Origin of the sequence: Salinactinospora qingdaonensis (assembly GCF_039539445.1) — a bacterium.
Taxonomy (GTDB): domain Bacteria; phylum Actinomycetota; class Actinomycetes; order Streptosporangiales; family Streptosporangiaceae; genus Salinactinospora; species Salinactinospora qingdaonensis.
The window spans coordinates 76,629-100,570 of record NZ_BAABDD010000018.1; the positions used below are offsets into that span (position 1 = coordinate 76,629).

At 68.5% G+C, this 23,942-nt stretch carries 23 protein-coding genes; 16 read left to right on the forward strand and 7 right to left on the reverse strand.

Annotated features, from left to right (window positions below; genetic code table 11):
- Positions 1-28 precede the first annotated feature (28 nt).
- On the reverse strand, positions 29-211 hold the full coding sequence (locus ABD848_RS17510) for a hypothetical protein (protein ID WP_344973308.1): 183 nt from the start codon (positions 209-211) through the stop codon (positions 29-31).
- A 60-nt stretch (positions 212-271) separates the two neighbouring features.
- Complete coding sequence (locus ABD848_RS17515; protein WP_344973310.1) at positions 272-700, reverse strand: hypothetical protein; 429 nt, start codon at positions 698-700, stop codon at positions 272-274.
- A 453-nt stretch (positions 701-1,153) separates the two neighbouring features.
- Here ABD848_RS17515 and ABD848_RS17520 point away from each other — a divergent pair, with 453 nt between their 5' ends.
- The 5 genes from ABD848_RS17520 to ABD848_RS17540 all read left to right on the forward strand — a co-directional run bounded on the left by ABD848_RS17520 (position 1,154) and on the right by ABD848_RS17540 (position 7,431).
- Entirely contained in the window at positions 1,154-1,861 is a 708-nt protein-coding gene (locus ABD848_RS17520) for a Crp/Fnr family transcriptional regulator (protein WP_344973312.1), read from the forward strand.
- 122 nt (positions 1,862-1,983) lie between these two features.
- Positions 1,984-3,054, forward strand: coding sequence for a hypothetical protein (locus ABD848_RS17525; protein WP_344973314.1), 1,071 nt, complete (start codon positions 1,984-1,986; stop codon positions 3,052-3,054).
- Positions 3,055-3,155: 101 nt separating this feature from the next.
- On the forward strand, positions 3,156-5,168 hold the full coding sequence (locus ABD848_RS17530) for a hypothetical protein (RefSeq protein WP_344973316.1): 2,013 nt from the start codon (positions 3,156-3,158) through the stop codon (positions 5,166-5,168).
- Positions 5,165-6,424: a hypothetical protein gene (locus ABD848_RS17535; protein ID WP_344973318.1), complete on the forward strand. Its 1,260-nt coding sequence runs from the start codon at positions 5,165-5,167 to the stop codon at positions 6,422-6,424. Before ABD848_RS17530 ends, ABD848_RS17535 begins: the two co-directional genes overlap by 4 nt.
- A 614-nt stretch (positions 6,425-7,038) precedes the next feature.
- Positions 7,039-7,431, forward strand: a complete 393-nt coding sequence (locus ABD848_RS17540; protein WP_344973320.1) for a nitronate monooxygenase — start codon at positions 7,039-7,041, stop codon at positions 7,429-7,431.
- A gap of 15 nt (positions 7,432-7,446) precedes the next feature.
- On the opposite strand, the gene ABD848_RS17545 is transcribed toward ABD848_RS17540, so the two are convergent.
- A complete protein-coding gene (locus ABD848_RS17545; protein WP_344973322.1) occupies positions 7,447-7,827 on the reverse strand; it encodes an ArsR/SmtB family transcription factor in 381 nt (126 codons plus the stop codon).
- Between the two features lie 97 nt (positions 7,828-7,924).
- Between ABD848_RS17545 and ABD848_RS17550 the strand changes: the two genes are divergently transcribed.
- Positions 7,925-9,181, forward strand: a complete 1,257-nt coding sequence (locus ABD848_RS17550) for an MFS transporter (protein ID WP_344973324.1) — start codon at positions 7,925-7,927, stop codon at positions 9,179-9,181.
- On the opposite strand, the gene ABD848_RS25050 is transcribed toward ABD848_RS17550, so the two are convergent.
- Positions 9,154-9,789 carry a LysR substrate-binding domain-containing protein gene (locus ABD848_RS25050; protein ID WP_425567591.1) on the reverse strand — a complete coding sequence of 212 codons (636 nt, stop codon included), beginning with the start codon at positions 9,787-9,789 and terminating at the stop codon, positions 9,154-9,156. The two genes, ABD848_RS17550 and ABD848_RS25050, sit on opposite strands and share 28 nt — an antisense overlap.
- Positions 9,753-9,956 carry a LysR family transcriptional regulator gene (locus tag ABD848_RS17555; protein ID WP_344973359.1) on the reverse strand — a complete coding sequence of 68 codons (204 nt, stop codon included), beginning with the start codon at positions 9,954-9,956 and terminating at the stop codon, positions 9,753-9,755. The genes ABD848_RS25050 and ABD848_RS17555 overlap by 37 nt, the downstream gene beginning before the upstream one ends.
- Between ABD848_RS17555 and ABD848_RS25055 the strand changes: the two genes are divergently transcribed.
- The 3 genes from ABD848_RS25055 (at position 9,859) to ABD848_RS17565 (ending at position 12,878) form a co-directional block, all read left to right on the forward strand.
- Positions 9,859-10,254 (forward strand): hypothetical protein, encoded by a 396-nt coding sequence (locus ABD848_RS25055; RefSeq protein ID WP_425567592.1) that lies wholly within the window; start codon positions 9,859-9,861, stop codon positions 10,252-10,254. The genes ABD848_RS17555 and ABD848_RS25055 overlap by 98 nt on opposite strands.
- Before the next feature lie 824 nt (positions 10,255-11,078).
- A complete protein-coding gene (locus ABD848_RS17560) occupies positions 11,079-12,542 on the forward strand; it encodes a gluzincin family metallopeptidase (protein ID WP_344973326.1) in 1,464 nt (487 codons plus the stop codon).
- A gap of 75 nt (positions 12,543-12,617) precedes the next feature.
- Positions 12,618-12,878 carry a hypothetical protein gene (locus ABD848_RS17565; protein ID WP_344973328.1) on the forward strand — a complete coding sequence of 87 codons (261 nt, stop codon included), beginning with the start codon at positions 12,618-12,620 and terminating at the stop codon, positions 12,876-12,878.
- Positions 12,879-13,469: 591 nt separating this feature from the next.
- On the opposite strand, the gene ABD848_RS17570 is transcribed toward ABD848_RS17565, so the two are convergent.
- Positions 13,470-13,697, reverse strand: coding sequence for a ferredoxin (locus ABD848_RS17570; protein WP_344973330.1), 228 nt, complete (start codon positions 13,695-13,697; stop codon positions 13,470-13,472).
- 181 nt (positions 13,698-13,878) lie between these two features.
- On the reverse strand, positions 13,879-14,814 hold the full coding sequence (locus ABD848_RS17575) for a LysR family transcriptional regulator (RefSeq protein WP_344973332.1): 936 nt from the start codon (positions 14,812-14,814) through the stop codon (positions 13,879-13,881).
- A gap of 117 nt (positions 14,815-14,931) precedes the next feature.
- On the opposite strand from ABD848_RS17575, the gene ABD848_RS17580 reads away from it, so the two are divergent.
- The 7 genes from ABD848_RS17580 (at position 14,932) to fahA (ending at position 22,671) form a co-directional block, all read left to right on the forward strand.
- Positions 14,932-15,918 carry a fumarylacetoacetate hydrolase family protein gene (locus tag ABD848_RS17580; protein ID WP_344973334.1) on the forward strand — a complete coding sequence of 329 codons (987 nt, stop codon included), beginning with the start codon at positions 14,932-14,934 and terminating at the stop codon, positions 15,916-15,918.
- Positions 15,915-16,880 (forward strand): cyclase family protein, encoded by a 966-nt coding sequence (locus tag ABD848_RS17585; RefSeq protein WP_344973337.1) that lies wholly within the window; start codon positions 15,915-15,917, stop codon positions 16,878-16,880. Before ABD848_RS17580 ends, ABD848_RS17585 begins: the two co-directional genes overlap by 4 nt.
- A 12-nt stretch (positions 16,881-16,892) precedes the next feature.
- Complete coding sequence (locus ABD848_RS17590; protein WP_344973340.1) at positions 16,893-18,020, forward strand: FAD-dependent monooxygenase; 1,128 nt, start codon at positions 16,893-16,895, stop codon at positions 18,018-18,020.
- Positions 18,021-18,031: 11 nt separating this feature from the next.
- Entirely contained in the window at positions 18,032-19,084 is a 1,053-nt protein-coding gene (locus ABD848_RS17595) for an amidohydrolase family protein (RefSeq protein ID WP_344973343.1), read from the forward strand.
- A complete protein-coding gene (locus ABD848_RS17600) occupies positions 19,077-20,015 on the forward strand; it encodes a VOC family protein (protein WP_344973346.1) in 939 nt (312 codons plus the stop codon). The genes ABD848_RS17595 and ABD848_RS17600 overlap by 8 nt, the downstream gene beginning before the upstream one ends.
- A gap of 77 nt (positions 20,016-20,092) precedes the next feature.
- Positions 20,093-21,052: a fumarylacetoacetate hydrolase family protein gene (locus ABD848_RS17605; protein ID WP_344973348.1), complete on the forward strand. Its 960-nt coding sequence runs from the start codon at positions 20,093-20,095 to the stop codon at positions 21,050-21,052.
- Between the two features lie 401 nt (positions 21,053-21,453).
- On the forward strand, positions 21,454-22,671 hold the full coding sequence (gene fahA, locus ABD848_RS17610) for a fumarylacetoacetase (RefSeq protein ID WP_344973351.1): 1,218 nt from the start codon (positions 21,454-21,456) through the stop codon (positions 22,669-22,671).
- Positions 22,672-23,942 lie beyond the last annotated feature (1,271 nt).

Below are 23,942 nucleotides of genomic sequence, written 5' to 3' on the forward strand. Positions count from 1 at the left end.
GCCGCCGCGGAGCCGGCCCGCCCGCACCCTACTGCTGCTCGGGGGTGAGGGCGTGCATGCTTGAGGAGGTTCCAACGAGGGCCGCGCCCCTGATGCGGGTCGGCTGGGGGTGTCCGCCGGTGCTCTCGTGGAGCGGTCCGGCCCGCGTGGCGCGGTCGGGGCTGATCTCAGGCCCCATGCGGGTCAGCAGCTCGCAAACGTTGGTGGACATTGGCCTGGTGATGCTGTTGAGCGGCCCGGGCAGCGCGTAGGCGACCGTGGAGCGCAGGATCTACTGGATCTGCTGACCTTTGGCCTGGAGCTTCAACTGTTCCCTGATCACCCTTTCCGCGTGGTCGGGTTCAACTTCGCCGAGGTGGACCTGCTGCACCGCGCGGCCGGTGGCCAACCGGGAAAACTTCAGCATCCCGAGGAAGTTGTAACGCGCCTTCCTGAACTGAAAAGAAATCTCAGAAAGCACGCCCGTCACGTACGCCCCATGGTTTCTTTCGTGGTCCAGGAGGTCGATGTGGGCGTAAGGGGTGCCTTGCTTGAAATCTTCGGCCAGGGCGTCGAGGAGCATCGTCTTCCCGCTTCCCCGCCTGCCCTGAAAGATCAGGGTCGGGAATCGCTCACCATCTTCCCAGGTCCGTCGCATGGATTCTTCGGCAAAGCCGGCCGCCTCTTTACGGCCGAACAACTGATTGGTTCCCAGTAACACTGGAACCCTCCCGCCCCGCTGGCCGTCATAGTGCGCGGATTCATGCGAGAGCAGCGACCTTAGCCACGCCCGTGCCAGCGTGCCAACTTGTCAACCATTGGCCTGCCATGGGCACGTTCAACACACATAAGACCCCACAAAAAGGACAAAAGAAACAATAATCAACAGGACCACCAACCCCCCGGACAAGAAACAAGATCCACTGAATTCACGTATGCCGCAGCGGACATCGCCATGAGACCACACCCCGCCGGGTCACCGATGGAACCACCACTTTGCCCACGGTCGTCTGATAAGTCCCGGTGACAGCCAAAGTAACCGGAACCGGTACCGCATCCTGGCAAAAAAGCACAATCCGCACCCAGTTGGCGGGTCCTAGTGACGTATCCCGTGGTGTCGACTTGTCCACGTGGTTACGGAACTTTCCTTCGGTGACCGAAACGTTGGAGGCATGTGTTGGGCAGACAGGGTTTCGGCGGCCTGCTGTCGGATGAGCAGTGGTCGCAGTTCCTCAAAAGCGGGAGCACACGAAAGTACAGCGACGGTGAAATGATCATCCACCAAGGCGACCGTGACAGGACGGTATTCCTCCTCGTGGAGGGCACCGTCAAAGTTTCCATGGTGCACCCCGACGGCGCTGAGGTGCTGCTGGCGGTGCGCGGCCCCGGGGAGTCGCTCGGAGAGTTGGCGGCCCTGTCAGGGCTGTCGCGGACAGCGACGGTGACCGCTTTGGGGGGTCCGTGCCTGACCCGCGTGCTCACCAGCGAACAGTTTCGGCTGCTGGCACGGAGCATGGGCCTGGAGGGCGTGCTGTGGCAGCACGTGGTGTCGCGGCAGAGCGAGAGCGATTCGCTGCGCGCGGAGATGATGGCGTTGCCCTCCGGGCAGCGGCTCGCCGCGACCCTGCTGCGGCTCGTCGATCTCGTGGGCGGCGATATCGATTCCGCGACCTTCCCCAGCGGGGAGAACGGCAGGCGAGGGGCCATGCTCAGGCTCGGGCTGTCCCAAGAAGAGCTGGGAAAGTCGGTGGGCCTGTCACGCACGGCGATGGCCACGGGGTTCACCAAGCTGCGGTCGCTCAACGTCGTCCGAACCGGCAGGCAGTACATCTCCATCCTCGACGTGGACCGGCTCAGGCAACTGGCCGCGGGCACGGAATGAAGGGGATCTCGGCAAAACTGCCCCGTTGTGTTCACTTTCGGCCACAGCGGACCGAAGGCCCCTGTGAGAGTCGGGGGTACGCGCTCGAACTACCCCTGTCCCCTATCAGGAGAGATCACAGTATGACCGACGTATTTCGCCCACTACGCACTAGCTCCCTCATGCCGCCGTACCGGGCTGTTATGGCGGTGGACACCGAGAAGTACACCCGAACGTCCTCACTCCACCAGCAACTCCTCAGCGGAACGATGCTCACCGTATTGGAAGAGGCGTTTCGGCGTAGTGACCTGGCGGAGCTGTGGCACGACGCGAGCTTTCCGCAGAGCACCGGCGACGGCTATGTGATCGGGGTGGCTCCGGAGTACCTGCCTTTCCTGGTCCATCCGCTGCTGGGGTACCTACAGGAAGTGCTGGAGGAGGCTCAGCCGGCGCTGGCTTCCCAGGATCGGCAGTTGCGACTGCGGTTGCGAGCAAGTATCGAACTGGGGCCGTTGCCCGACAGCGGAGGCGAGGCCACCAGCGACGGCATCGGTCGAGCGATGAACGACACCCACCGCCTGTTGGACTCCAAACCGGTGCGCGCCGGGCTGAGCCACTCCGACCCCGACATCACCCTGCTGGCCGCGATCATCTCCCGGCGGGTCTACGAGGACGCCATCCTCGGCGGGTTCGTCGGGCTCAACGAGCGCCGCTTCTCCCCCGTCGACGTGCAAATACCGGAGAAGGAGTACGCGGCCGAAGCCTACATCTACATCCCGCAACCGTCGGCTAACAGCACCCCTACCGGCGTGGAAAGCGGGAACGGCGGCCAGGAGACGGCCGTCCCCGGCAAATCCGTCGGGGAGCCCGTCGCCCACTCCCCGGTCTCCGGGGACAAGGCCCCGGTGGCACCGTCCTCCAACACCACGGACCCGCCGAGTGTGGTCAACAGGGTCGGTCACAATGCAAAGGGGGTGGTCCAAGGGGGCACGATCACCGATGGCGTGCACATCGGCGACAACGTGGAGTCCACCGAGTACACCGGTATCGGCAAGCTGGAGGGCGACGTCGGCACGGTGATCACCGATCCCAAGGCACCGGTGAACAGCGGCAGCGGCACACAGTTCAACAACAGCGGCGACGCCACTCAGGCCAACGGCGGCAGCGCCACCACGACCAGTGGCGCCGAGCCTGCCTCCGAGGAGAGCGAGTAGCAGCCGTGATGACTCACGAGACCGACACCCAACGGCGCGGGACAGGGGTGGGTTCCGTGACGGGCGGTGCCGGGACGGTCGCCACGGCCCCTGGAGGGCCAATGAACACGGGCCCCGGCACGCAGATCAACGCCACGTTCGACTTCGAGGAGCTACGCAGCTACCTGGATGGGCGGTTGCGGACTCAGGTGGGCGCCCGGCACGGTAACGGGCGGATACCGGCAGACGAGGTGGCGCAGATCAGGCGCCGCTTCGCACGCCCGGGGGGCTACGACGGGGCGCGCCAGAAGCTGGCGAAGACCGGAATCCTGTTCCTGTGCGGCGAGCCGGGCAGTGGCCGGCGCGGCACCGCGACCCAACTGCTGGGAGTGGTGGGCGACCCCACAGGTGTCGGCCGCGAGATCCGCGAGCTGCCCGATCAGGAAGAGGCCCCCTACCTCGACGAGACCAGAATTCACCCGGCCGAGTTGCTGCTGCTGGACGCAGCGACCGACGGTGGCTACCCGCTGCGGGAGTTGCAGGGGGAGCTGAGCTCCTACCGGGCGAGCGTAGCCGCCCGCGGCGCCTATCTCGTCGTGCTGGTCTCCCCCGATGAAGAAAGGGCGTTACAGGGCAGATTCGACTCGCTCGTCGCCCATATCCAGCGGCCGGAGGGCAGGGAGGTGCTGTGGCGGCACCTGGCTGACCTGGGGATCACCCCCGCCGACACGGTCATGGCAGAACAGGAGACGCAGCAGTGGCTGTGCTCGGCCGACGTGCGGGAAGCCGCCCACCTGGCCAGTCTCATCAACCACGCCCGAGAGCGGGATGGGGGGAGAGGAGAGTTCCATGACTGGCTACAGGAAGCCCGATCCGCGCTGCAAGACTGGGACGAATCAGTGGCCGGGCAGATCGACCGGTGTGGCACCAGCCGGCAGCGCGCCGTGCTGCTCGCAGCGGCCATGTTCGAGGGCTGCTCCGCCGACCGGGTGTTTTACGCCGCCGAGGAACTGCTACCTCGGGTCGCCACCCCTGAGGACGACCTCCCTGAGCTGGAACGGCAGCGGTTCTCCTGCCAGCTCCAGGAACTGGATGTGCCGTTGGAGGGACGGCGGACGAGGTTTCGGAAGCTGAACTACGGCGCGGCGATGCGCAACCGCTTCTGGGACGACTTTCCCGGGCTGCGGGGCCGCTTCGAGGAATGGATCGACGCTTGCCTGCGCCACCACGAGCTTTCCGAGGCAGAGCGAGGGCTGATTACCGACCGCCTCGCCGACCAGCACCTACGGTGCGGCTCCACCGAGGAGCTGTTCGCGATGGTGGAGCGCTGGACCCGCCAAGGCGGGCAGATGGGAGAGGCCCCCTTCGCCCCGCGGCAGGCGCTCCAGCTCCTGGGGCGCCTACTCGACGACGAGTACGCCGACCACCCCACCCGCGCCAGGATTCGGGAGTGGGCGCTGGAGCCGGGACTGTCGACGCCTCTGGCCGAGGTACTGATCGTCGTCTGCCGCGAGTTCCTCGCCGAGACCTACCCGGACCAGGCGTTCGTCCGGCTGCGCCACCTGGCGCGCCACCCGCGCGCATCGATCGCGAACGAGGCCAAGCGGGTGATCATGGAACTGGCGGGTGGCGACGCGGAGTTGCGCGGGGTACTGCTGCGCATCCTGGCCTACCGGCTGGCACGGCGGCACCGGCAGGCACGGCGCATCCACGACGCCGACACCGAGCTGCTATGGCGGGTCACCGATCCCGGGCTGCCGATAGCCGGCGTGGGGGACCGGGTGTCCTCCACACAGCCGGCGCACCACCTCCTGACCTCGGCCATGGTTGCGGTGATGGCGGCCGACCCAGCACAGGCCGGCCGCTACGCCCGGCGCTGGCTGGAATCCTCCGCCGCGAACCCCCGGTGGTCGGCCGCCATGCTCGACCCGATGGTGCAAGCCGCCGCTGAGGCCGGGTGCTGCGCTCGGCTCTACACCGCGGCACGCCGCTGGGCCCTGGAGGCCCCCAACCCGCGGGAACAGTTCCCTCGGCGCCGGGCCGCGGAGCTGCTCACCGACCGGGTCGACCACAGTCAAGGATTCACCTTCGACACGACGCATCGGACGGACACGGCGGAAGAGGCCGCGCAATGACGAAGGAAAGGCTCGCGTGGACGGGGATAGCGGTGACCGCCGCGCTGGCGCTCGCGGCTATGGCACTGCTGATCGGGTGGTGGACGCTGCTATGGGGGCCGGCCCTGGTGGTGCTCGCAGGGCTGATCTTCCACCTGGTACGGCTGGGCGGGGTGAGCGCGCCCCCAGCGAACCCCGTGGAGAGAAGAGTCGTGACGCCGGAGGTCCCCGACGAGGAGGCTGCACAGCCACCCGTGTCACTGCCGCGCCAGGGCAGGCAGCTCTCCCGGGTCGCGCTCCCCAGCGCCCATGAAGACTACGACTTCCTGTTCTCGGCGATGGTGTACTGGCGCCCGCGCGGCTCCATGGAGACCGGCGCCGAGGGGATGGCCACCAGCTTGGTCCTGGAGCGGGCGGGAACGCTGGCGCTCTCGGAGTTGCCCGAAGACTACGAAATCGCGCGCCACCAGATCGCCGCCGAGGTGGGGCAGGTGATGTGGCACGAGGAGGGCGCCCTGGAGGTCTGGGCCGAGGAGATCTGCCTGGAGCTGGACGACGAGGACACTCAACGGTTGCGCCAACTCCGTGACATGCGCAAAGACGAGGAGATCCGCAACCAGCAGCGCGAGATCGAACGCAACCGGCGCGCCTACCTGAAAAACGACGTGCTCGCCAGCCCGGGGCGGGCGGTGGTGTGGTGGCTCGCGCGGGACCCGGAGCGCATCGAAGAGACCCTCGGGCACATCGCCACATTGTCGCGATTGTCGGCCGCGGCCAACGGCACCGAGGTGCCATGGCTCTACCGTGAACTGGCCGGCGAGCTCGGACACCGCCACGAACGGTGGTCCGAGGCGGTCGTGCCCGACGTGAGCGACGGCGAGGGGAGGCTCGCTCGTGCCGGTGCCCTCTCGGTGAACGGCCATAGCGGCAACGGTGTCGCACCCGAGGGGGTGGCCCAACGGGCCGACACGGCAGAGGAAGCAGAGGAAGCGGAGCCACTGCTGCACTTGCCCGCCTTCATCGACGCGGTGGCCGGAGACGACGGCAGCGAGCGGGAGATGGCTGTTGACCGGCTCGCTCGCCTGCTGGAGAAGGGCCGGCAGCCGGAGCTGGCCCAACGGCTGCGCGAGCGCTACGGGGTCCCCGGCGTGTCGACGGCGACAGAACCGGCGCCCTCAGTCGCGCCCGCCGCTCCCCCCGCCGAGGATGCGCCGCCCGCGGCGGACGGCGAGCCCCCCGCCGCCACCGACGGTGGCGGCCCTTCCCCGTCCGACTGAGGCCCCGGCGGGGCGCGGCCCGGGTGTCCCAGAGGACGGCAAGGAACAAGCGCGGCGACCGCGCCCAGATGACGGGTGTAGCGAGAACTTCCCCGGTTGGGGGAGAGCCCACCGGTGGGCGGTTCCCGGGACTGGCCCCGGGGCCGCCCGTGGACGGTCGGTGGGAGCCGGGAAAGGCCGGCCGGGGCTTGCCCCGGCCGGCCGCCCGGCTGTTCGGGGCAGCGGTGAGCCCCCACCCCCTCAAACCGGCCACGGTAAGGCGGCGCGGGCTCTCGCCGAGCAGGGCAGCCGCTATCTGCACTCCGCGACGGCAGCGCCATCTCCCATCCTCGACACCGCCGGGGCGCGGCCCATAGTCGAAAACCGTTCTTGTGACTTCCCTCGCGGCGAAAGAACCGGCCATAGGCAGCATCCGATAACAGCTACGTCTTTTTAGTCTTAGACGACCCACCCCCACTTTCCTAGGATCTGGATTCGACGGCGACGACGCCGAACGAGCAAATCGGGTGAGACGAAGAATTCTATAGCCACTACAGGGGCTCAGCCAGAGACCCCCGAAAAGCGCCATCGAGATTCTTTCTTCACATCCAACGGATCGAATAGTGGGGAAACACGTGATCAATACGAGGCTGACCGAACTGCTAGGAATCGACCATCCCGTGGTCTGCGCTCCGATGGGCTCGGTGTCGGGCAGCGAGCTCACCTCAGCCGTGACCGCCGCGGGCGGGTTGGGGCTGGTCGGCGTCAGTTACGGCGACGAGCGTTTCATCGACGAGCACGTAGCGAAGGCGGCGGCCGGTGGCGGTGTGTGGGGCGCGGGGTGTGTCATGTTCACCTTCGACCAGCGCCCTGGCCTGTGGGAGCAGGTTCTCGGCTACGCTCCGCCGGTAATCGCCCTGTCTTTCGGCGACGAGGAACAAGTCAAACGGTACGTCAGCCAAGGGCGCGAGGCGGGCGCGGTCGTCGCGGCCACACCCGCCCGAAGCCAGGGCTTGCTTTGCCTGTAGAGAATCGTTGCCGCCTCATAGGTCCTGGGAAGGCGAGGCAGCGACAAGGTCGAGCAGGCCGGGAAAACGGGCGTTGAGGTCGTGAACCCGGACCTGGCTACGTCGTTCGAGCCCGTATTGGCGCTGCCGGATCAGGCCGGCCTCGCGCAGTGCACGGAAGTGATGGGTGAGGGAAGACTTCGGTCGATCGAATCCGAACCAGCCACAGGTGTGATCGAAAGCTTCTGACTCCAGCAAGAGCCTCCGCACGATCTCCAGCCGCAGCGGATCACTCAGCGCGGCCATGACCACCTCCAGCCGCATCTCCTCTGGTGCCGGCTCGGGCAGTGGCTCGGGGAGATCCTCCGCCGACTCCTGCTGGGGAGCCGAGGGGGATGCCGCAACGCGCTGTTGCATCGGTGTCACTCCTCGCTTGACATCCACACAGTACGACTATCATCGTACTATGTAGCAGTTCGAATTTACTCGTACAGGGTTGTCGAGAGGACTCGCAATGGCACAGACGCGATCACTGTCGAGAAACGAGACGCAGGCACCGACGGCCGCCGCGGAGGACACCGCCCCGCCGCGATGGAAGGTGTGGTTAGCGGCATGGCCGGTGACAGCGGTGTTCATCCTCTCCAACACCGCCACCCCGTTGTACGTACTCTGGCAGCGGGAGATCGGGTTCTCCGACGGAACCCTCACGGTGATCTTCACCAGTTACATCGCCGGCCTGCTCGCGGCGCTGCTCGCGGCGGGGGTGGCCTCGGACCGACTCGGGCGCAAGCCTGTGCTGTTACCGGCGCTGACGCTGGCGCTCATAGCATGTCTGATCTTCGCCACGGCCTCATCGGTCCTCGCGTTGGTGGTAGCGCGTTTCCTGAGCGGCGTCGCCGTCGGCGCTATCGTTTCGGCCGGTATGGCCGCGGTGACCGATGTGGGAGGCGCTTCGCGCACCCGGCTGGCCTCGCTGTTGGCCTCAACGGCGATGGTGCTGGGAGCGGGACTGGGGCCCTTGCTGGCGGGCGTGCTTTCAGAGACGCTTCCCGGGCCGAAGGTCACGATCTTCATGGTCGAGATCGTCCTGTTGGCGGCGGCCTTCCTCGTGGTCATGTGGCTGCCGGCGCGGCGCGGCAGCGCCGAGGCCACCCGCGGCGCGGGCTCGTGGGTGCGCGTGCCCTCGGTGCCGCCCGCTAACCGAATCCATCTCATGCTCGGCATCGTGGTCTTCGCACCGGGAATCACCGCGACCTCATTCGTGCTCTCGCTTGGCCCTTCGGTTCTGGCCGGGCAACTCGGTAGCGACAGCCGAATCGTCGCGGGCGCGACGGCCTTCGTGATGTTCGCGGCGGCTACAGGAATGCAGTTCGCGGTGCAGCGGCTAGGGGTGCGTAGCATCCTGCTCGGCGGTGCCATGAGTACGGTCGCCAGCATGGTCACGCTCATGCTGGCGATGCACACCACGTCGGTGCCACTGCTCGTCCTCGCCGCGCTGCTGGCCGGCTCCGGCCAAGGCATGGGCCAACTCGGGGGACTGTCGCTGTTGAGCGCCAACGTTCCCGCCCGGCGGCGGGCCGAGGCCAACGCCGGCCTCAACGTCGGGGGCTATGTCATGGCTGGGACGCTGCCCGTGGCCGCGGGCTACCTCAGCGACGCGGTCGGCTTGGCGACGGGCACCACCATCTTCGGGACGGTCATGTTGCTACTCGCCCTCCTGGGTGGAGCGTTCGTGCTCGCCGGCTACCGGCGGATCTCCGAACACGGCTGAGGCCCCGAACCTATCGCGGAAACGAGCCAGGTGCGGCGAACGGGGTGAAGGTGACCGCCGAGACCCTTGCGAGAAGGAAGGGACGCTATCCGATCTGGTCGCCAGGTTGGGTAGCGCGTTTCCCGGTCATACGCCGGATGGCGGGAGAGCAGCGGCCTCGAGGGGAACGTGGTCGGCGCACAGCGACCGGTTCCCCGGGACTGTTGCCCCAGCGGAGGGGAACCGGCGATCGCGTCGGGGATAGCAAGGATGCGGGACGAAGCGGTGGCCGGCGCCTGCCTGGCCTCGCACCAGAGCAGAGGCTGTTCGACAAGGTCCTCCCACGTCAGCGTCTCCAGGCCGGCGAGAGTGTGCTGGCTGCGCAGCAAGATTCCCAGAGGCTCGTCCCACACGGTGGCGGCAACCATGGCACCCTGCTCCGCCGGGAGCCTGACGACGGCAAGGTTGAGCTCTCCGTGGCGAAGCAACTCCAACTGTCTCCGTGAGGGCGTTGGGCACAGTTGCAGCCGGGGAGGCGCCTGCTCACGCCGGCCGTGCGACCAATGGGCCCGCACGCCCGTCTCGCCCCAGGTCAACGCTTCAGTTGGCGCGTCGTAGCACACGCCCACTTCCCAGGTGGCGGAAGGCGGTGTCGCTGTGGCGAGACGGCTGAACGGAGCTGGCTGGGGATGTTCTCGATGCCGTTGAGAAAGGTACGCCCCGCTTCGGTCAGTCGGACACCGCGCGTGGTGCGGACGAACAGTGCGGCCCCCACGACCCGCTCCAGCCGTAGAATCTACTGGCTCAAGCTGGGTAAGGCGTGGGTGAAGGCGGGACGCCCGATACTAGAGGAGCCCTATGCCGGCGAGATATTCGCAGAGATATTCAAGACGGGTCAGCAGAAAGGGGAGATCACCTCAGATGTGGACCCCGAGCGCGTGGGAAACCTGCTACGTGACGCCTATCTGGGAACCCTCTACCGATGGTCACGAAACCCAGCGGAAAGGTTTCCACTCCAAGCGGAGCTTCGAGAGATCGTCCGTATCATCTCAAAAGGAGTGATTCCTCAGGGCTCCGGGGAACAGCGCTCCTAGTCAGAAGGATCTCAATACCTCCTCGGTTGGGCAGAATCGGGCAAAGCGAAGGGGACGGTCAAAGGACGAGCGAGAATCGTAAATAACGCGCGACTTCCCGCCGCGCTTTCGCCGGCACGCGGCCACGGCGGGGCCACGGGAAGTCCAGCCGCGACATCCGCCAACGTCGCCAAGGTCTGCCCCGTGCTTATGACGGCCCGCCGGCCGCGTGCCAGCGGGCAAGAGTCCACATGGCGCGCAAGTGTGCGCTGTCGGTGCCCAACAGACCTGGTGGCGCGGGGAAAAATGGCGCCGAAACATCGGATGACCGTTGGCTCCCACCCCTCCCTCATGGCCTCCGCCCGCCGGACGGACATACATAGAAGCGCCGAGGAGACCTCGGTCACCGACGCCGACCGGAAGTTTTTCCCGCTCGCCGGTTCGGTGCCGGCCTCACGTCAGACCGGGGCCACGGCTGACCGTGGACTGGAGTGGGGCCCGGGGCCGCTGGAATGGGAGAGACCCAACGTATGCGACTCGCGGTCGACGGGGCGCGGCCGGCGCCCGACGCGCCGGGCGCGAGAGGGGCTGACCCCGACCGCGTCCCCGCGGATACCACGGTTAAAAATCCTTTTCCGACGGCGAAGCGGCGCGTCGGCAGGGGCGGGCAGGGTAGGTGCGACTACTGCGACAAACGGTTACGAGCCGCCCCTCACCGACCCTCCCCCGCGGAATGGTGGGGACGGCAGCGCTCCCGAGCGACGTGCGACGCGCCGACCACGGAGGTAACGGCCACTGACCCGGTCGCCGGCGGGCTCTGGGAGCGCGGAAAGGCAGGGTGTGCCATGACTACCCACCACACCACGGCGATCATTCCCGAGACGCGGGAGGCCGCGGCGACCGAGGTCCCCGCCCCGACCGTGCACCGGCTGGCGCAACTGATCCCGCAGCAGGCCCGCGCGCAGGAACCGACCCGGCCGCTGCCCCAGCCGAGCTCGCTGCCCGTAGGGCCGCGGATGTTGATCTACAAGCAGGACCCCCTGGTCCGGGAGTTGGGCATCCGCTCGATCTTCGTCCCGTCGGTGGTGCTGAACGGCCCGACTGACGTGCGTGTCACCACCCGGTTGGACGGGGTGACGCCGGTGACCCGCGACTCCAACGGCGACTTCCTCTTCCCACCCAACACGGCCAGGTTCGACTGCGCGCACACCTTCGGCGTGGTCCGCGAGACGCTGACCATGCTGGAACGGCTCAACGGCGAGCCGGTGCCCTTCGCGTGGAACACCAACGGCAACCCCGACCCCATCACGGTCTTCCCGCGGGCCGGGGAAGGTGCCAACGCCTACTACTCCCGTACCGCCCGAGCGTTGAAGTTCCTGCACTTCACACCGGAGGAGGCGACCTCGGAGGTCATGGCCTGCCGCTCGCTGGACATCGTCGCCCACGAGGCGGGGCACGCCCTCCTTGACGGTCTGAAGCCCGGGTGGCTGGCGGCCGAGAGCCCGCCGCAGACCGGTGGGCTCCACGAATCCTTCGGTGACCTGTGCGCTGTCTTCCTCGTGCTCTCCCAAGCTGACCAGGTGGAGGCGCTGGTGGCGCGCACGAAGTGCGATCTGCACGCGACCTCGTTCCTGTCGTGGGTGGGCGAGGAGTTCGGCACGGCTCTGGGAAAGCAGTTCGGGCTGCGCAACGCCGACAACGACCTACGGCTCAGCGAGGTCGGAAACGAGGTCCACGCGATCTCGCAAGTGTTCACGGGGGCGGTCTATGACGTGCTCGCCGACGTGTTCACCTTCGAGTACAAGCGGCGCCAGGAGCGCACGGGGCCGACACTGGTTCTCATGGAGGTGGCGAGCCAACTGTGCTCGCTGCTGTTGGGGGCCCTGAAACGGGCACCGGAGTTCAACGCCGACTACACCGACGTCGTCAACGAGATGCTGCGCCTCTCGCAGGAGCGGGGCGATCCGCCGATCTACCGCACCTTCATCCGTAACCGCTTCGCTGTCCGGGAGGTCGTGACCTCTCCGACACCGATGGACGACCTGCTGTCGGGCCGAATCCGCGCGCGGCTGCACGACCCCGACTACACCGGCGACAGTGCGACACCCGATGTCACCGAGGTCGCCGTCTCCGACGAGAACTCGCCGAGCCTACAGGCCGCCCAGGACCGCTCCGCGTGCTGCGGCACGATGCAACTACCGGAGTTCCAGATGCTTGGTGGGCAACAGTTAGCGGCGAACGGCTCGCTGGAGGACGCCGACATCCTCGCTGAGGAGCGCAGGCGGATCAGCCGTTCTTTCACCCAGTGACCACAGGCGGTGGGCCGTCACACCGGCCCACCATGGCCAGCGACGGTGCTTGCGCGCGACAGATGGGAGGCAGACGTGCGGGTGCGCATCGAACGGGGCGGCGGTATCACTGGCGAGGTGACCACGGTGGCCGACTACGACACGGCCGACCTGACCGTGGACGAGGCGACACGGGTGCGGGAGGCGGTGGCCGATATCGCAACGGTCGCCGAGACGGGTGGCGAGGTCGGCGCCGACCTGCCGATCTACCGGATCATCGCCGACGGGGAGGTCCACACCATCTCCGGTGAGCCGCCGGCGCTGCGTGCTCCCCTGAGTGTGCTGCTGCTGGATTAGCGGCCATCTTCGGGGGTTGCGGCGCGGTGCGGAGCGGGGTTGAGGGGCCACGTAGTGTTTCCCACCGCTCGTGCCTCGATCGCTTCGCGATCTCGGCAACCAGGGGGCGGGTTGTGTACGGGAGACATGCCCCCCAGGAACCCGCCCCTTTCCACCAAGAACAAACCACGCACGGCAGAGGCCCCACACCGCAACACCACCACCCCCTCCCCACCAACACTGCAACGACAAGTTCAGGAGCGACTTTCACGGAACCGCAGGTCAATGCAATGCGAAGCCTCTGCGGCCAGCTTTCCTACCACTACGAGACCGCAGGTCACAGAGCTGCTATCGGTGACCTGTCGTTGCAGTACTAGAAGCAAACTATGTACGGCGGGGGTGTTGCGGTCTGGCGCTGGGTTCGGGAGGGGGACCCGCTGTCGGGTCCCGGGCCATAGCCGTGTCCCCTCCCCCGATAGCCGCCTGCAACGCCTCACCCCACCCCCACCCCCGTGCCCCTCAGGCTGCCGAGATCGCGCAGCGATCGAGGCACGAGCGAACGGCGCCACCTTTCCACCCTGCTGTACGAAAACCTCGCGGCCCCGGCAGCCTTCACTCCGACCGTTCGACAGCCTGCTCCGAGCCGACCACTCTCAGGGCCGCGACGGGGCACGCGCGGGCACCGGCCTCGGCTGGACCGGCCAGTTCCGGGGGCACTTCGTCCTCGAGTTGCAGGTGCAGCTCTCCGGCGTCGTCGAGCTGGTACAGCTCGGGCGCGACCTGTTCACAGTCGGCGTGGGCCTCGCAGCGGTCGACGTCGACTTCGATGCGTAGCGTCACCCGTTCCTCCCGCTGCCTGTCGCGCTGGCGCAACTCGATCCGGGGCCGCTGCCGAAGCCGCGCGGGGGCGCGGTTCGCGCCTTCCGCGCCGGAGGCCCCTCCACCGTCAATGTGGCAGCTCCCACTGGCCGTGGGGAAACGGACGCTTGGCACGGAGGGCTCGCCGGATGCGGGTGCGGTGTTAATGCGCGTCGGTTAGCGGGGCCTCACCGTCGGCCTGCTTGCCGACCTCGGCCAAAAAGCCGCGTAGCCAGGTGTGGCCGGGGTCGTGGCGGTGGGTGGGGTGCCACCACATGGCTTCAACGAGTGGAGTGGGCTGGAAGGGGCACTCCAGGATGCGGAATCCTCCCAACGGCAGCAGCCGGCGGGCCAGCCGTTCCTGGAGGAGGGCGATGCGGTCGGTCCCGGCCACGAGCAGCGGGACCGCGAGGAAGCCCTCGACCGTGAACTCGATGTGGGGCTCGATGTCGAGTATGTCCAACTGCTCGGCGGCCGGAGCGTAGGAGGTGGGGCGCTGGTAGGTGACCACCCACGGCAGCCGGCGCACATCGTCCATGGTCAGGCGCTCCCCGATCGAGGGGTGATCCTCGGCGGCCACGCAGACCCAACGGTCGGTGTAGAGGTCCACGGCGGGCTGGTCGGTGATGAAGCCGTGGGGCAGCAGCACCCCGTCGATGGAGCGCAGCGTGGTGTCGATGTCGTGTACGGCCAGGGTGTTGATCCGGGGGAACCGCAGCCGCACGCCCGGGGCCTGCTCACGCAGGGCCGTGGTGAGCGGCCGGCTGAGCACCGCCATGGGGTAGTCGGAGGTCATGATGGTGAACTCGCGCTGGGAGGTGGCCGGGTCGAACCCGGCTTGGGCGGAGAACACCCGCTCGACCACGTGACAGGCCATATCGGTCTGCGTACTCAGCTCCCGCCCCAGGGTGCTCAACTCGAACCGGTTGCCGGACCTGACGAGCAGGTCGTCGTCGAAGTGGCGCCGCAGCCGCGCCAGGGCGGCGCTCATCGCGGGTTGGCTCAGGCCGACCCGCTCGGCGGCGCGGGTCACGTTGTGTTCTTGCAGCAGAGCGTGCAGCGCGACCAGCAGGTTGAGGTCGAGGTTCGCGAGGTTCATAAGCCACCCCTATTTACCGGGCAAATTTCTCTCATGTTACATATCTATTTCCCTTATTGTGACGCACCCTACAGAGTGGAGGGCATCCATTGATTCCGCATCACTCGGAGGCGATCCGTGGCGAGTCCATCCGCGCCCTGTCCCCAGTGGTTCGCGCTGGGGACCTTTGCCGCCGGCGCCGACACCTTCACTGGACTGGTCAGCGGCGACCAGGTGGTGGAGCTGTCCCCGGCTCTGCTGGGAGAACGCGCCGGCGACGTGGCGAAGCTGCTGCAACGCTGGGACGAGGTGCTTCCCCTCCTGGCGGACCTGGCGCGCCGCGCTGACCTGGACTGGCGCGACCGCTCCGAGCTCACGACCCTGGCGCCGCTACGGCCGGGGCAGGTGGTGCAGTCGGGCGCGAACTACCGCACCCACGTCATCGACCTGGTCGCGGCCCACCGCGAGCCCGGCGACGAGCGCAGCGAAGAGGAGGTGCGCACCGAAGCGGCGGCGATGATGGACCGCCGCGCCGCCGAAGGCGAACCCTACCTGTTCGCCGGCCTGCCCTCGGCGGTATGCGGCCCCTACGACGACGTCGTGCTCCCCGGCTACAGCGACAAGCACGACTGGGAACTGGAGCTGGCCGCGGTCATCGGCCGCCCGGCTTTCCGCGTCTCCCGGGACCGGGCGCTCGACCACGTGGCCGGCTACACCATCGCCAACGACATCACCACTCGCGACCTGGTGTTCCGCCGCGACATGCCCGAGATCGGCACCGACTGGCTGCGCTCGAAGAACGCGCCGACGTTCCTGCCGCTGGGCCCTTACCTGGTGCCGGCGGCATGCGTGACCGACCCCATGGACCTGCGTGTGCGCCTCACCCTCAACGGCCAGGTCATGCAGGACGAGTCCACCAAGGACATGATCTTCGACGTGGCCCGCCTGGTCTCGGCGGCCTCGCAGACCGTCCCCCTACAACCGGGCGATCTGGTGCTGACCGGCAGCCCCGCCGGCAACGGCATGGCCTGGGGACGGCTGCTGCACCCCGGCGACGTCATGGCGAGCACCATCACGGGCCTGGGCACCCAGACCAACCGCTGCGTCGCCGAGGAGCAGCGGTGAGCGAACTCGACCCCACCGCCCCCGAGGCGGCCATCGCCGAAGCCGCGGCGAAGTACTCCAACTGGGGCCGCTGGGGCGAGCACGACACGCTGGGCACCCTCAACTTCATCGACGCCGCCAAACGTGTCGAAGCCGCCGCTTTGGTGCGCCGCGGCGCCACGTTCTCGCTGTCGCAGCGCTTCGATGCCAACGGCCCGCAGAAAGGGTGGCGGCGCCGCACCAACCCGGTCCACACCATGCTCGACACCGGTGTGGACGCCGCCCTGGGCAACCAAGGCTTCCCCCACGGCATCGGCGGCGCCGACGACGTCATCGCCATGCCGTTGCAGTGCTCCACGCAGTGGGACGGGCTGGGCCACATCTTCGACCACGGCAAGGCGTGGAACGGCCGCGCCGCTCAGACGGTGGTCACCAGCGAGGGCGACCTGATCACCGGTATCGAGACCGCGGCGGCGGCCATCGTGAGCCGAGGCGTACTGCTCGATGTGGGCCGCGCGATCGGCCGGGACGGCGAACTGCCCGACGGGTTCGCCATCACCACCGAGCATCTGAGCGCCACCGCCCAAGCGCACGGGGTCGACGTGGAGCGTGGTGACATCGTGTGTGTGCGCACCGGCCAGCTCACCCGGGTGCGCCGCGACGGCTGGGGCGACTACGCCGGCGGAGCGGCACCGGGGTTGTCGTTCACCACGGCCGGCTGGCTACACGCGGCCGAGATCGCCGCGATCGCCACCGACACCTGGGGATTCGAGGTGCGCCCCAACGAGTTCGACGGCGCCTTCCAACCGTTGCACCAGGTCGCCATCCCCAACATGGGCCTGTTCATCGGCGAGATGTGGGATCTCGACGCCCTCGCCGCCGACTGCGCCCGCCACGGCCGCTACGACTTCCAACTCGTGGCCGCACCACTGCCGATCACCGGAGCTGTCGGCTCACCGGTCAACCCCATCGCCGTCGTGTGAAGGAGCACGGAAATGCCATCTGTTGACTCTGTTCTGGTCGTGGGCGGCGGCCCGGTGGGCTGCTCGCTGGCCACGCTGCTGGCCCGCGCCGGCGTCGGCGTGGACGTCGTGGAGATCGAAGACGTCGCCTCCGCCCGCGGCTCGGGCATCACCGTGCAGGGCAACGCGCTGCGGGTGCTGCGCGAGGTCGGCGTGTGGGACGAGGTACGCGCCTCCGGTTTCGCCTTCGACACACTCGGCATGCGCACGCCCGAGGGCGAGCTGATCGTGGAGCTGGAGGATGTGCGCACCGGCGGGCCCGACCTGCCCGCCACACTCGGTATGAGCCGGCCCCGGCTGCGGGAGATCCTCACCGGGGCCGCCACCGGCGCGGGGGCGCGGCTGCGCACCGGCACGACCGTCACCGCTCTGCGGCCCGGCGACGAGCAGGTCGGGGTGAGCTTCAACGACGGCACCGCGGGCGAGTACGACCTGGTGGTGGGTGCCGACGGCGTGCGCTCGACAGTGCGCTCGATGATCGGGGTGAGCGACCAGCCCACGCCGACCGGCATGGGGATCTGGCGGGTCCACACCCGCCGCCCCGAGAGCGTCGAGCGCACCGACCTGATCTACGGCGGTGCCTGCTACATCGCCGGCTACTGCCCCACCGGCCCCGACACCATGTACGCCTACCTCGTCGAGGACGCCACCGACCGGTCGGGGCTGTCAGCCGACCAGCGTCGCGCGACCATGCGGGAGTTGGCCGGCAACTACGGCGGGGTGTGGCGCGAGATCCGTGACCACATCGGCGCGGACGAGGCCGTCAACTACACCTGGTTCGAGTCGCTGCTGGTGGATCGCCCCTGGAACCGGGGGCGCGTGGTGCTGATCGGCGACGCCGCCCACGCCTGCCCTCCCACTCTGGCCCAGGGCGCGGCGATGGGCTTCGAGGACGCCGCCGTGCTCGCCGAACTGTTGCTGGCGCGCGACACCGTCGACGACGAGCTGTTCGGCGCCTTCATGGACCGCCGCTACGAGCGTGCCCGCACTGTTGTCGAAGCCTCCGTGCAGCTCGGCGAGTGGCTGCTGCGCCCCAGCCCCGACGCCGACCCGCCCGGGCTGATGGGGCGGACCCTGGCGATGCTGGCCGAGCCCGCCTGATGAGGAGACGTATGAGACAGCAGGCACCGACGATCGACGTCCACGCCCACGTGCTACTGCCGCAGGTGGAGGAGCTGGTGGCGGACGAGCCGGGGTTGGCGGCCCACCGGGAGCTGGAGGCGCGCCGCAATGGCGAGGCGGCGCTGCGGGTCAGTGGGGAGATGATCAGCTCCCGGTGGGAGCGGCTGACCCGGGTGGACAGCCGGCTGGCCGACATGGCCGCCACCGGGGTGGACATCCAGATCGTCAGCCCCTCGCCGTCGCACTACCACTACTGGACCCCGCCGGAGCTGGCACGACAGGTCTACCGCACCGCCAACGAGGGGGTGGCCGAGCACTGCGCGAAGGCCCCCGATCAGCTCCGCGGGCTGGGGTTGGTGCCGCTGCACCACCCCGAGCTGGCGGTGGCCGCGCTCGAACACGCCGTGCTGGAGTGCGGGCTGGCCGGCGTGGAACTCTCCTCCCACGCCCCGGCAGCGCGGGGACAGGGCACCGTCGAGCTGTCCGACCGGCGGCTGGACCCGCTGTGGAAACGCGCCACCGAACTGGAGGCGGTCGTCTTCCTCCACCCGTTCGGGTGCAGCCTGGACGAGCGGCTGGACCGGTGGTACCTGAGCAACATCGTGGGCCAGCCGGTGGAGAACGCGGTGGCGCTGTCGCACCTGATCTTCTCGGGCGTACTGGACCGCCACCCCGGCCTGCGGCTGGTGGCCGCCCACGGCGGCGGCTACCTACCGACCTACCTGGGCCGCTCCGACCACGGCTGGCGGGTGCGCCCCGACGTCCACGGCTGCGCCGCCCCGCCCAGCTCCTACCTGCGCCGCCTGTGGTTCGACTCGCTGGTGCACACGCCCGAAGCGCTGCGCGCGCTGGTGGCGGCGGTGGGCGCCGACCGTGTGGTGCTGGGCTCGGACCACCCCTTCGACATGGGAGTGGACTCTCCCGTGGCGCACCTGGAACTGGCCGAGCTCCCCGAACCCGCGACCCGCGCCATTCGGGGCGACAACGCCGCGACGCTGTTCGCTCTCAACCCGACGGACGACACGGAGGATCACCATGCCTGAGCGTCTGATCACCCACCTGCGCCACGTGGCGCTGGCGGTACCCGACTACGACAAGCAACACCAGTTCTTCACCAGCACGTGGGGGCTGACCGAGGTCGCCAACGACAGCGGCATCTCGTTCCTGGCCGCCGAAGGCTCGCCGGAACAGTACATCGTGCGGCTGCGCCGCTCCGATGAGAAGCGCATCGACCTGGTCTCGTTCGGCGCCGAGACCCCGGCCGACGTGGACGCGCTGGCCGCGCGGCTGATCGGCGCGGGCGTGGAGATCGTCAGGGAGCCCGGCCCGATCGACACCCCCGGCGGCGGCTACGGCTTCCGCTTCTTCGACATCGACGGGCGCACCGTGGAGGTCTCCAGCGACGTGGCCGTGCGCCAACACCGCAAGCTGGAGGAGCGCGAAGCCGTGCCGGTGCGGTTGTCGCACGTGGTGCTCAACTCCACCGACATCACCCGCACTCAACAGTGGTACGAGCAGCACCTGGACTTCGCGCTGTCGGACACGCTCAGCTCGCCGCACATGGGCGAGGTCATGCACTTCATGCGCTGCAACCCGCAGCACCACAGCCTGGCCATCGCCAAGGCGCCCCACCCGTCGCTGCACCACATCTCCTTCGAGATGCGCGGCATCGACGAGTACATGCGCGGCACCGGGCGGCTGCTGCGTTCGGGGGTACGCAAGATCTGGGGGCCGGGGCGCCACCTGGCCGGTGACAACACCTTCTCCTACTTCCTCGACCCCCACGGCAACACCATGGAGTACACCACCGAGCTGGAGCTGCTCGACGAGGACTCCTGGCACCCCCACGTCTACGACTTCTCCCAGCCCGAGGTCACCGACCAGTGGGGCACCGCCAACCCGATGGACGAGTTCGTCGCCAAGGAGTCCTTCAACGACCCCGACCGCGGTGTCTTCGTCGCGCCGCCGGTCTGATCGGCCCCGCCCGGCCGCCGTCGACGGGCGGCGGCCGGCCCTCCTTCTGTTCCCACCCCAACGATCAGGACCGACGCATGCGCTTCGCGACTTTCCGGCACGACGGTGAGCGCCACAGCGGGGTCGTCTCCGGCGACGCCCTGCACCCGCTGTCGGCCGACCCGCTCACTCTGCTGCGTGCGGGTGAACTGTACACCGACGGCTGGAACTCCCTGGACGGCCCGGCCGGGCCGTCTCTGGCCGAGGTGGAGCTGCTCGCCCCGCTGCAACCGCCCACCGTGCGCGACTTCGTCGCCTTCGAGGAGCACGTCGAAGGCGTGCGCAAGAGCGTCGACGGCACCTCCGGGGTCCCCGACGCCTGGTACGCCGCGCCGGCCTTCTACTTCACCAACCCCTACGCCGTCACCGGCCCCGGCGCCGACATCGCGGTCCCGCCCGGCTGCCACGTGCTGGACTTCGAACTGGAGGTGGCCGCCGTCATCGGCGCCACCGGCGGTGACCTCACGCCCGAGCAGGCCCGCACGCACATCGTGGGCTACACCATCCTCAACGACTGGTCTGCCCGCGACCTGCAAAGCGCCGAGATGAAGGTCAGCCTCGGGCCGGCCAAGGGCAAGGACTTCGCCACCACGCTGGGCCCCTGGCTGGTCACCGCCGACGAACTGGAGCCCTACCGCGACGGCGACGGGTTCCTACGCCTGGGCATGACCGTGGCCGTCAACGGCGAGGAGATCGGCCGCGACCTGCTGTCCAACATGGGCTGGCCCTTCGAGGAGCTGGTGGCCTACGCCTCCCGCGGCACCCAGGTGCGCCCCGGCGACGTACTGGGGTCTGGCACGTGCGGCAACGGCGGTTGCCTGGCCGAGCTGTGGGGCGTGCGCGGCCGGCAGGACCCGCCCCCGCTGCGCCCTGGCGACACCGTGACCATGACCGTGGAGGGTATCGGCACGATCTCCAACACGATCGTCGAAGGCGCCGACCCGGTCCCCCTCCCGCCGGCGCGGCGCCGCCCTCGCGACCGACCGTCCGCGGCCTGACCACCGCGCCCTTGCCGGGCGGACACGACGGCGGCAGGCCAGGGTCGGCAAGGGCCGGTGGTGGCTGGGGACAGCTCGGGGTGTTTTGATCGCGACGAGAATCGCCGCGCGGATACCCCTCGCCTCGATCATGCCGACCAAACCGGACGCCGGCCCCGCCGAGAGCTCCGCTGCCCGCGCCGCTCCCGTTACCAGCAATAGCTTCAACGCACAGCGTCGACACGAAACTCCCCGCTACCGGCCGGGCGCTCCGCTGTGGCCGGAACCGGCGAGATGGGCACACAACAGGTAAAAGCGCTGCGCGCCTCGTTCCCGTCGCTAGCTACCTGCGGTAACACTGGCCCGGTAGCCGGCCTGACAGCGCTGGGGCCACTCGGTACCGCCGCGGGAGGGAGACCCCAATGACCTGGCTAAACCTGCCGCCCGACTCGCCATTCGGGGTCGCGAACCTGCCCTACGGGGTGTTCTCGGTCGACGGGAACAATCCCCGCGCGGGGGTGCGCATCGGGGACGCGGTCCTGGACCTGGCCGCCACGCTGGATGATCCCGTCTTCGCCCAGCCGTCGTTGAACGTGTTCATGGCGCAGGGACCGACCCGGTGGCGGGAGGTACGAGCGCGGCTGAGCGACCTCCTCACCGACGAGCGGCACCGCGCCACGGTAGAGCCGGCACTGTTCGAGCTGTCGCGGGTGCGCCTGCGCCTGCCGTTCACGGTGGCCGACTACGTCAACTTCGACGCCAGCGAACACCACGCCCGCACCATGGGGCGCATGCTGCTTCCCGACGCCGAGCCGCTACCGGCGAACTGGCGGCATCTGCCCATGGGCTACTACAGCCGCTCCGGCACCGTGGTGGTCTCTGGGACGCCGGTGACCCGACCGCAGGGGCAGCGCAAGGCGCCCGACGAGACCGAGCCCAGTTTCGGGCCGTCGCGCCGGCTCGACTTCGAGGCCGAAGTGGGCTTCGTGGTGGGAACCGGCTCCCACCCGGGTCGCCGGGTGCCGATCGAGGATTTCCGCGAGCACGTATTCGGCGTGTGTCTAGTCAACGACTGGGCGGCGCGAGACATCCAGGAGTGGGAGCGCGTGCCGCTCGGGCCATTCTTGGGCACGTCGTTCGCCACGTCGGTGTCGCCGTGGGTCGTCCCCTTGGAGGCGCTGGAGCAGGCCCGGGTGGCCGCGCCACCACGCGACCCGCACCCCCTGGACTACCTGCGCGATACCGAGGAATGGGGCCTGGACCTGGAGTTGGAGATACGGCTCAACGGGCACGTGCTCTCGCGGCCACCGTTCGCTGCTATGTACTGGACACCATCGCAACTGCTGGCGCACCTGACCGGCAACGGCGCCTCGATTGGCACCGGTGACCTGTACGCTTCGGGCGCCGTCAGCGGACCCGATCGCGACCAGCGCGGTTCGCTGGCCGAACTGAGCTGGAACGGCGCCGAACCCGTCGAACTGCCCGATGGCACCACGCGCGGTTTCCTCGCCGACGGCGACGAGGTCACCATCACCGCAACCGCTCCCGGTCCCGCGGGCTCCCGCATCGGCTTCGGCGCGGTCACTGGCCAGATCATGCCGGCCGCCAGCCCCGCCGGATGGCCCGCCCCTCGATCCTGAACTCCCCTACGGGTCGCGCGCGGACTATGTCACACCACATCCTCAGCGCGGGAAAAGCGCCGCTCGTGGAGATGCCAACTTTTCGCTGACCGCATCCGGCAAGGAGTATCGGGCCGCACCCGATGGCGACGGGGAATTCCAGCGTCATGACGACCCCACCCTTCTCCGCCAAATACAGCCTTGACGTGCAACAACAAAGGAAAACCCTCATCGACAACTGAACGTCATTCTATAACACATTTCTTGCGCTATTTGCACCTCGAACGAGGCAACCGAAACCTTGACAGCCTTTTATGAAATCGAACTTAGCTCATACCTGCCCCTATTTCAGTGCTCTTTGTGGCAACGTGGATTCACCAGTCCCCTGGCATTATCGGGAGGGGCGACACGTGAACAACAATCAATTCAAGAAATCCGAGTGGGCGCTGGCTGCCGCGCTGCTCAACCTGACCGGCTTGGGCCGCGGGGACACCTCCCGTGGGCGCCTCCGGTGACCCCGTTATCGGGACAGGAGCCGGAATATCCCCGCACGCGCGGGGAGCATCATTCGGTCGGTCCCACCACGTGGGGTGTGGTGGGGCCATCCCTGCGGGCGGGGGAGCGTTTCGGCGAGCTGGCCGCGTTGGTGTGACAGTGGGGAGCAGCCTTACTCCAGTGGGGTCTTCGGCGCTGTGTGGGTTTGGGTTGGGGGAGACGTATGGTGTTTCCCGTCGCTCGTGCCTCGATCGCTTCGCGATCTCAGCAGCCAGGGGTGGGCTGTGCTTGGGGTGGGTGTCCTAGCGCCGCGGCCCCACAGGAATCCGCCCGGCTGCTAAGGGCAAGCTGCGCCTAGGGTGGGTGTCCTAGCGCCACGTCTCCATAGGAATCCGCCCGGCTGCTGAGGGTGGGGTGTGCTTGGGGCGGGTGCCCTAGCGCCACGTCTCCATAGGAATCCGCCCGGCTGCTAAGGGTGGGGTGTGCTTGGGGCGGGTGCCCTAGCGCCACGTCTCCATAGGAATCCGCCCGGCTGCTAAGGGCAAGCTGCGCCTAGGGCGGGTGCCCTAGCGCCACGTCCCCACAGGAATCCGCCCCCCTGCTGAGGGCAAGCTGCGCCTAGGGCGGGTGCCCTAGCGCCACGTCCCCACAGGAATCCGCCCCCCTGCTGAGGGCAAGCTGCGCCTAGGGCGGGTGCCCTAGCGCCACGTCCCCACAGGAATCCGCCCCCCTGCTAAGGGCAAGCTGCGCCTAGGGCGGGTGCCCTAGCGCCACGTCCCCACAGGAATCCGCCCCCC

Excerpts from the sequence above, each read along its gene's own strand:
- ABD848_RS17510 (WP_344973308.1), bottom strand. The coding sequence starts at position 211 with ATGTCCACCAACGTTTGCGAGCTGCTGACCCGCATGGGGCCTGAGATC.
- ABD848_RS17525 (WP_344973314.1), top strand. The coding sequence starts at position 1,984 with ATGACCGACGTATTTCGCCCACTACGCACTAGCTCCCTCATGCCGCCG.
- ABD848_RS17530 (WP_344973316.1), top strand. The coding sequence starts at position 3,156 with ATGAACACGGGCCCCGGCACGCAGATCAACGCCACGTTCGACTTCGAG.
- ABD848_RS17535 (WP_344973318.1), top strand. The coding sequence starts at position 5,165 with ATGACGAAGGAAAGGCTCGCGTGGACGGGGATAGCGGTGACCGCCGCG.
- ABD848_RS17545 (WP_344973322.1), bottom strand. The coding sequence starts at position 7,827 with ATGCAACAGCGCGTTGCGGCATCCCCCTCGGCTCCCCAGCAGGAGTCG.
- ABD848_RS17550 (WP_344973324.1), top strand. The coding sequence starts at position 7,925 with ATGGCACAGACGCGATCACTGTCGAGAAACGAGACGCAGGCACCGACG.
- ABD848_RS25055 (WP_425567592.1), top strand. The coding sequence starts at position 9,859 with ATGCCGTTGAGAAAGGTACGCCCCGCTTCGGTCAGTCGGACACCGCGC.
- ABD848_RS17560 (WP_344973326.1), top strand. The coding sequence starts at position 11,079 with ATGACTACCCACCACACCACGGCGATCATTCCCGAGACGCGGGAGGCC.
- ABD848_RS17575 (WP_344973332.1), bottom strand. The coding sequence starts at position 14,814 with ATGAACCTCGCGAACCTCGACCTCAACCTGCTGGTCGCGCTGCACGCT.
- ABD848_RS17590 (WP_344973340.1), top strand. The coding sequence starts at position 16,893 with ATGCCATCTGTTGACTCTGTTCTGGTCGTGGGCGGCGGCCCGGTGGGC.
- ABD848_RS17595 (WP_344973343.1), top strand. The coding sequence starts at position 18,032 with ATGAGACAGCAGGCACCGACGATCGACGTCCACGCCCACGTGCTACTG.
- ABD848_RS17600 (WP_344973346.1), top strand. The coding sequence starts at position 19,077 with ATGCCTGAGCGTCTGATCACCCACCTGCGCCACGTGGCGCTGGCGGTA.
- ABD848_RS17605 (WP_344973348.1), top strand. The coding sequence starts at position 20,093 with ATGCGCTTCGCGACTTTCCGGCACGACGGTGAGCGCCACAGCGGGGTC.
- fahA (WP_344973351.1), top strand. The coding sequence starts at position 21,454 with ATGACCTGGCTAAACCTGCCGCCCGACTCGCCATTCGGGGTCGCGAAC.